The 6,010-nt window shown below is 32.8% G+C and carries 6 protein-coding genes and 1 pseudogene; 3 read left to right on the plus strand and 4 right to left on the minus strand.

Going from position 1 to position 6,010, the window contains the following annotated elements; all coding sequences use genetic code 11:
- From BM239_RS15090 to BM239_RS15105, 4 genes and pseudogenes are all read right to left on the minus strand, one after another.
- Positions 1–287, minus strand: a pseudogene (locus BM239_RS15090) (IS110 family transposase); the annotation flags it as partial.
- Between the two features lie 180 nt (positions 288–467).
- Entirely contained in the window at positions 468–1,331 is an 864-nt protein-coding gene (locus BM239_RS15095) for a helix-turn-helix domain-containing protein (RefSeq protein ID WP_092210151.1), read from the minus strand.
- Positions 1,332–1,407: 76 nt separating this feature from the next.
- A complete protein-coding gene (locus BM239_RS15530) occupies positions 1,408–2,034 on the minus strand; it encodes a putative quinol monooxygenase (protein WP_143094941.1) in 627 nt (208 codons plus the stop codon).
- A gap of 290 nt (positions 2,035–2,324) precedes the next feature.
- Positions 2,325–3,458: a low temperature requirement protein A gene (locus BM239_RS15105; protein ID WP_092210155.1), complete on the minus strand. Its 1,134-nt coding sequence runs from the start codon at positions 3,456–3,458 to the stop codon at positions 2,325–2,327.
- A 411-nt stretch (positions 3,459–3,869) separates the two neighbouring features.
- Between BM239_RS15105 and BM239_RS15110 the strand changes: the two genes are divergently transcribed.
- From BM239_RS15110 to BM239_RS15120, 3 genes are all read left to right on the plus strand, one after another.
- Positions 3,870–4,061, plus strand: coding sequence for a hypothetical protein (locus BM239_RS15110; RefSeq protein WP_092210157.1), 192 nt, complete (start codon positions 3,870–3,872; stop codon positions 4,059–4,061).
- 165 nt (positions 4,062–4,226) lie between these two features.
- Positions 4,227–4,811 (plus strand): Crp/Fnr family transcriptional regulator, encoded by a 585-nt coding sequence (locus BM239_RS15115; RefSeq protein ID WP_092210159.1) that lies wholly within the window; start codon positions 4,227–4,229, stop codon positions 4,809–4,811.
- A gap of 174 nt (positions 4,812–4,985) precedes the next feature.
- Positions 4,986–5,666 carry a type 1 glutamine amidotransferase domain-containing protein gene (locus BM239_RS15120; protein WP_092210161.1) on the plus strand — a complete coding sequence of 227 codons (681 nt, stop codon included), beginning with the start codon at positions 4,986–4,988 and terminating at the stop codon, positions 5,664–5,666.
- Positions 5,667–6,010 lie beyond the last annotated feature (344 nt).

Here is a 6,010-nt window from a genome sequence, read left to right on the forward strand (position 1 = left end):
TCTTTTCCTTTTCGGTGAATGTCTGCTGGATTAACAACCAATGAATGCCATCCATAGCTCTCGAAACTACGATGTGCATAGTAACCACAACAGCCTGCCTCATAAGCTGTAGTAACTTCGTAATCTGTAAAATGTTTCTCAACATAGCTTCGCAATACAGCAGGTTTTGGTGGCATCGTAAATGACTTTCCTGAAAATAAATCTGTGGCACAATGAATCTTCCAGCTACGTTTGTGGATGTCGATTCCAATGTATAACTTTGGTTGAGCAGTTTGTTCAGTTTTCATATCTTATTGTTTTCGTGAACTTTAAAGATACTGGACTTTCTGCTTTTTCATGGATGCTATAATTTATTGCTTGGTTCTCGCCTACTTACGAAAATCCTCGAGGATTTTCTATTCGGTTTTTATTTGCTAAATTACGTGCTAAACCACGCAACAAACCATATACAAACACGTTGTGAGTAATTAATTTGACTCTAGTTTAGCAAAACCAACTGTCTTACGATAAATATCAGGTGATACTCCTACCTTCTTTTTAAAAAAACGACTGAAATAGAATTCATCGTCATAACCTAAAAAAGCAGCAACTTGTTTCACTGGTTTAGAAGTTAGATAAAGTTCTCGTTTCGCCTCAATAATAATCCTATTTGAAATTAAGGATGAAGTCGTTTGATTGAGATATTTCTTGACGATACCAGCTAAAGTTTTAGGACTTACACTTAGTTCATCTGCGTATTCTTGGGGAGAATGGAGTTTGCAATAATTACTCTCAATTGCATCGACTAAATTTTGTAAAATTTCTGTTTTTGAATCTGACGTTCTGGGAGTTAATTGTTGATCAAATTGTTTCTTATGTCTGACCGCTTCTATTAAAAACACTTTTAAAAATGCCACAAGAACTTCATGCTGAGCGATTGAGTCTTTGTCCATCTCTTTCGAAATTTGATCAATCAAATTAAGAAATAGGCTTTGCTCATTTACAGTAAAATAGGGTAATCCATGGAAATTATTAAAAAGGAATCCCTCGGTCTCTATTTCGTTTTGATGTCTATATGTACAAAAAAAATCGGGATGAAAATTCAATAAATAACCCTGACACTTTTCTTCAGAACGTATCATGAAAGGTTGATACGGAGCCAAACAAATCATTTGATTTCCTTGCAATTCAAAACTTTGAAAATCAACGCTTAGTTCATAGCTAATTCCACATAACAAAACGATAGAATAATAATTTCTTCTTTGTAAATGATCAAACTGGTTTAGGTCGTTGAACTCTTCTAATCTAAACGCAAGTTCCCCGTTTTGTTTGTCTATAATTATTTGGGCCATACTAAATTTATTTTTTAGCTCATTCAAATTTAAAAAAAAAGGAGTGCCAAAAGCACTCCTTTCTTAAATCAAATAGTTATTTTGAAGCTAGAATGTTAATTTTTTGAATTGCTGAAGCATCAAAACCTTCTAAAATTTCAGGCGCATTTTCCATCAACGCTGCTGCTACTTTCCCTTTTAAATGAGCATCTCTGCCAGCGTCATCTGCAAACGTATCGAAAATGGCATAGGTTTCTTCATTGATTTTAATAGCATACCAAGATAAAGTTGCAGGCTCAGAACTTACCAATGACTTACCCGCTTGTAAGAAATCCTCCACTGCAGATGTCTTTCCTTCTTTGGCTTTCATAATCACCAATAATCCGTTATTCTGATTACCCTCTTTATGATTACTTGCTTGAATATCAACGGTCTTAATGTCTCTGCTAGCATCAAAACCTTCTAAAAGATCTCCAGCATTGGCCAATAAGGCTTTTGCCACTTCTCCTTTTAAGTGTGCCTGTCTGCCTTCTTCAGTTTCAAATGTGTCATAAATTCCGAAAGTTTGTTCATCTATTTGAAATGCAAACCAAGATTCAGTTTTTGGTTCTGCATTTACCAATGATAAACCACCTAGAAGAAACTCTTTCACTTCTTGCTCCTTACCTTCTTTCGCTTTCATGATTACTAATAATCCGATTTTTTCATTTTTTGTGTTGTCCATAATTTTATTTTTTTTTGATTGAGAAAATGTTTGAATTGTTATCCCTAGAATTAGAACTAGGCTACTTAATTTGATTAAACTTTTAAATTTCATTTTAACTTATTTTTGTTACACTACAAATGTAGAACTAAATAAGGGGTCTTGGAATGGAGATAAGAGACTTAAGCATGGACAATTTTCCAGTGATAATGATGAATGTAAAAAAGCCCATAACACTGTTTATAAAATCATAGCTCCCATTCGGGCGCTACGCTTCATAGACTAAACGTTGTACGCAAGCCTATATATTTTTATTCTTTCGAAACATACTCAGATACATCCTTGGTTAAGATAAACTTGAAATTGGCAAACGTGTAAAACAGCATACCTATTGTAATTCCAACAAGCGTATATTCCATTTTTGGCAAAAAGGTAGATGCTATGGTTATAAAAATACATAACAGTGTATTAATTATCATCCTTTTACGGAAGGGAGGAATAAAAACAATATAAACGGTTTGTTTTCCGATGTAAAAAAAGCTCATTCCCGTAATCGCCAGAATTCTAAACTCATTCATATTTAGATCATTTAAAATAGCATGTCGAATCACATTAGCCATGATTACAAAACCCATAGCTAAAAACAAGTGGGAATACAACATAGGAAACCCGTTGGTCATAGATTTAATCCGCTCATTGATAGGAAAACTATCATAATATATCCACCAAATAAGGCCAATCATAATAAAACCCGTAACTGCTGCCACAATACTTAAAATGTCCCAATTGACATTTCTTAAAGTACCTGTAAGACTTATAATAGATTCTCCCAGAAGTATTATTGAAAGTAATCCTATTCGTTCTACCATATGTTCGCGATGGACTGGTTTTGGTTTCTCCAAATTCCGTGTACTTACAAGATAAATACCGAGCATTTCAATTAGAATTCCGGAAACCAAAATAATTTCCCTTAAAGGAGTTTCCATGAAAATGGAAAAAGCTGAAATTCCCGTGCCTAAAAGAATTACATAAGCACTTTTCCTAGCATAACTTACAGAGTGCAGGTCTTGATTAGATGCTCTAAAAAATAAAAACACCAATATTAACTTTATAACCGCATAAAAACCGACAAAGGCAGGATAATTCTGAAAGAGATCATCTCCAAAAAATGCAGACATGACTATCATCAAGAACATAATTGTAAGACTAAAGATTCTTTCAATCCTATTATCATGATTGAATCGATTGGAAAATAAGGTATGTACCGTCCAGATCCACCAGATTATAATAAATTGTAAAGGGAATAGCCAAATCTGTTCAGAAGTTAAATGATTATTATGAGTATGCGCCAGATTATGAGTCACTACTCCAATGCTGGATACAAAAACTAGGTCGAAGAATAGTTCGAGCCAGGTAGCATGTCGGTGTTTTAGAAAATATTCCAAATATTAAATTTTTAGGATTTACTTTTAAAGAAATTGTAAACGACTTTTTCTTCAGCAACCAATTGACCTTCCTGGAAAGCCTACATTGTTGTTACCATTAGTCTATTGCCCAAATGTACTAGATTATCTTCAACTAATCAAATGCTTTTGCACCTTGTAAATAATCAATTCTAAGATCAATAGTTGCTAATATATCTGCTTTAGAAATAAAATTGGCAATTCCAACTATTCCACCTACTGAATCCGTTATTAGATCAATAACGCCACCGTGCTACCTGCTTCTTCGAATGTCTCCTATCAATTCTTCCCTGTAAGGTAATAAAACCCGTACTGGCTGAACCGAAAAACCAAAGTTATACAAATGAAAGCGTTAATATATTAACGGAAAAATGTTTAGCAGATTCTAAAGAAATGGCAGTAAAATATCCTGATTTGACTAAAGCGTATTGTAAATATTCAACTGCAAAGATTCAAGCGGAATTCACTCAAGCGGAATATATCGAGATTATTAAAATTGGAATTGAAGAACAAAAGCAAAAGTTATTACCAGTATTTCCAAGCTGCTTGTCGGATTACCAAAATAATGTGAAAAAGCATAATTAAAACATTAATACTAATAAGCTTGCGCACAACAACGGTTCATCGCCAATAAGCGGCTTCGTTAGTAAGAAAATAATTAACTTTACCAACAAACCAATACTAAGCCGACAAATTCGCGTCTCTTACTCCGCCAAATGGCGATAAACGAGACCGTTGCGAGTAATTTAAATGAACATCGAAAATTCAATAATATTAGAAATTTTTAAAGGCATTTCTTTTTCAAAAAAAGAAATGAATCTTATTGAAAGTAAACTTAAAAAACTCAAGTTAAAAAAAGGGACTACAATATTAAAAGCAGATGATAAAGTGAACAATCAATATTATGTTTACAATGGATGTTTAAGAACTTACTTTATTGACAAATCTGGTAAAGAACATACTTTGCAATTCGCCATTAATGATTGGTGGATAAGCGATTATACAGCTTTCTTCACGACATCCAAAGCGATTATGCATATTGAAACTATTCAGGAAGCAACTTTATATGAAATTTCCAAAAAAAGTATGGAAGATTTATTTTTAGAGATTCCACAATTAGAAACTTTTTTCAGAAAAAAAATGGAAAGAGCTTTTGCTAGCTTTCAAAAAAGAATATTAGCAAATTTAGCCCAATCAGCTAAAGAAAGATACGTTTCTTTTATTAGCACTTACCCAAATATTGAACAGGCTGTAAAAAATTACCATATAGCTTCTTATCTAGGAATTACTACCGAAAGCTTAAGTAGAATTAGAAAAGAAATATCTGATAATTGATTTTATTACCATACATCAATTTTCAGTACTTAATTTGGCAGTAATTTTGTCTCTAATCAAAAGAATAACAACAATTATAATCGCTTTAGCTTTATTTTCCTCTTGTCGTAAAAACACAAAAGAAAATAATTCTAATGAAAAAAAATTAAGTATTAACACAAAAAAAGCAAAACAATGAAAAAAGTATTATTTGTATTAACTAATCACGAAGATTTAGGCGATACTGGAATGAAAACTGGTTTTTGGATTGAAGAATTTGCAGCACCTTATTACTTATTAAAAGATAAAGGAATTGAAATTACTTTGGCATCTCCAAAAGGAGGACAACCTCCAATTGACCCAAAAAGTAATGAACCAGATTTCCAAACTCCAGCAACCATAAGATTTAATGATGATAAAGAAACTCAAGAGATCTTATCTAAAACAATAAAATTGGAAACTGTAAATCAAGCAGATTATGACGCAGTATTTTATCCTGGTGGACACGGTGTTGTATGGGATTTAGCTGAAGATGAAAACTCAATTGCCTTAATAGAAGATTTTTATAACAACAATAAACCTGTTGCTGCTGTTTGTCACGCTCCTGCAATTTTTAAAAACACCAAAAATACGGATGGGACATCTTTGGTTAATGGGAAAAAAGTAACTGGATTTACAAACGGAGAAGAAGAAGCTGTTCAACTAACTTCTGTTGTTCCATTTTTGGTTGAAGATATGTTAAAGAGTAATGGTGGAATTTACACTAAAAAAGCAGATTGGAATCCTTATGCGGTCGAAGATGGTTTATTAATAACTGGACAAAATCCTGCATCTTCAGAACTAGTTGCCGAACTATTACTAGAAAAGTTAAAGTAAAAACTAATGGCAACACCGTATCCTATGAAAAGCACTAGCCTAGTTCTCCAAAGTTAATATTTATTTTTTAATTATCTCATATTGATGATGGTGTGGTGTTGAAATGTTGATAATTCCGATAGGATTATCAATATTTCAATGCCTTTTAAATAACTTGCTCAGCATCCTATATGTGATCCATTCTTGTATTGTGACGGTCACCAGCATCTGTATGATTATAAATTATAATAAACCTGGCCACTTGCTATAAATGTGTGATACCGCTTTAATTGGGTTCACCTACGGTGTTTTGTGATACAGGTTTTTTCTACTTTTTGTGAGCTTGGTTATTGTTTATATTATTC

It is taken from the genome of Algorimicrobium echini (genome assembly GCF_900115185.1).
Lineage (GTDB): Bacteria > Bacteroidota > Bacteroidia > Flavobacteriales > Flavobacteriaceae > Algorimicrobium > Algorimicrobium echini.

Coding starts and splice junctions, on each gene's coding strand:
- BM239_RS15115 (WP_092210159.1), top strand. CDS start 4,227: ATGAACATCGAAAATTCAATAATATTAGAAATTTTTAAAGGCATTTCT.
- BM239_RS15530 (WP_143094941.1), bottom strand. CDS start 2,034: ATGGACAACACAAAAAATGAAAAAATCGGATTATTAGTAATCATGAAA.
- BM239_RS15110 (WP_092210157.1), top strand. CDS start 3,870: ATGGCAGTAAAATATCCTGATTTGACTAAAGCGTATTGTAAATATTCA.
- BM239_RS15095 (WP_092210151.1), bottom strand. CDS start 1,331: ATGGCCCAAATAATTATAGACAAACAAAACGGGGAACTTGCGTTTAGA.
- BM239_RS15120 (WP_092210161.1), top strand. CDS start 4,986: ATGAAAAAAGTATTATTTGTATTAACTAATCACGAAGATTTAGGCGAT.